Origin of the sequence: Parabacteroides sp. AF14-59 (assembly GCF_003479515.1) — a bacterium.
In the GTDB taxonomy this organism is placed as follows: Bacteria; Bacteroidota; Bacteroidia; order Bacteroidales; family Tannerellaceae; genus Parabacteroides; species Parabacteroides faecis.
Genome location: NZ_QUHH01000019.1, coordinates 133,528 through 135,033, shown reverse-complemented (window position 1 = coordinate 135,033; position 1,506 = coordinate 133,528). Strand labels below are relative to the sequence as shown.

The window sequence follows — 1,506 nt, the reverse complement described above, 5'->3', positions numbered from 1 at the left end:
AATAATTTTTTATTTTTATATGATTCTTTTTTGTGTTTATGAATAATAAAGACTAAAGGATAAAATATTGTTTTATATTTTGTATGAATACGACGATAATAATCAAAATCTTCTCCATACATAAAATAACGTTCATCAAAATATCCTATATCTTCGAATATCTTTGTTCTTAAAAACATAAAACAACCAGAGAGACAAGGTACATTTATTGTTTTATCATATCCAAATAATCTCAATTCATATTTGTCATTGTATTTTTTTAGAAATTTAAAAGGAAAGAATCTCCGGAAAATTAGATTAAAAGGAGTTGGTAATAATTTGCATAAGTATTGAGTTTCCCCATTGGGGTAAATAACCTTTGGCATTATTGTTCCTACTGATGCATTTTGTTCCATATAGTCTCTACAGGCTTCAATTACTCCATTTTGAAAAGATATATCAGGATTTAAAATAATATGATAAGTTGCCCCTGATTGATAAGCTTTTCTCATAGCGATGTTATGTGCACTACCATATCCAATATTACCATGTCCCCAAATATATTCTATATTATTAGAAAAGGTGTAAATATTATTGCGAAGTATACTAGTGGGAGAATTGTCAATTATATAGATTTTATCTATAGGTGAATTTTTTGCACATGATAATATAGTCTCCAATTCCTCTTGTGGAGTGCAATAAGTAACGATAGAAGCTGTGATCATTTATGAAAATGGATTAAAATATTTTTTATAATGAATGTTACTATATGATTGTATAATAAAACAAAATTTTAAAAGAAAAATAACATATGATCTAATAGTTATAATATATGTATAAAGATAATTATACTCGTGTCCATGATTGAGTTTCAAAATTATATTGTTTTATAACTCGTGCAGGATTACCCACAGCTATGGAATAAGCAGGAATAGATTTAGTAACGTTAGATAATGCTCCAATAACTGAATGTTCTCCGATAGTTACTCCAGGTAGTATGCAGGCTGATTCTCCGATCCATACACTATTACCGATATATACAGACGAAGATGATAACGGTTGCTTTTCTGGAGGAAGCGAGATATCAAATTTTTCTTCATTTTTATAATTTCCATGATTAATATCAGAAATGAACACTTTACTTGCAATTAAAACATCATTTCCTATTTCCACTTTCTTATAAGCAGCAATATGTACATAATCATTGATTTGAACATTATCTCCAATAGATAGACAAATATTTTTATTTTTCATAGAGCCTCCACAAACTTCTAAACGACAATTTCTACCTGCCGTAAATTGATGTCCTATATAAATATTTTTACGATTTCTGATATCAAATGGAAAACGTATTATACGTGCTTGTGGATAAAATAATCTTGTGCGGAAAAAACACCAGATCATATATATTTTATTACTGAAACTATACTGATAAATATTCATCGTGATATTTAATTAAGATTTTAATTTCATTTGAATGAAAATATTAAATGTATATATATATTATGAATTTAGAATTTTTTTTTA

Annotated in this window: 2 protein-coding genes; both read right to left on the bottom strand. The window is 26.9% G+C overall.

Annotated features, from left to right (window positions below):
- On the bottom strand, window positions 1–704 hold a 704-nt coding region (locus DWW23_RS18885; RefSeq protein ID WP_147382629.1), incomplete at its 3' end, for a glycosyltransferase family 2 protein.
- Window positions 705–825: 121 nt separating this feature from the next.
- Entirely contained in the window at window positions 826–1,383 is a 558-nt protein-coding gene (locus tag DWW23_RS18880; protein ID WP_199664159.1) for an acetyltransferase, read from the bottom strand.
- Window positions 1,384–1,506 lie beyond the last annotated feature (123 nt).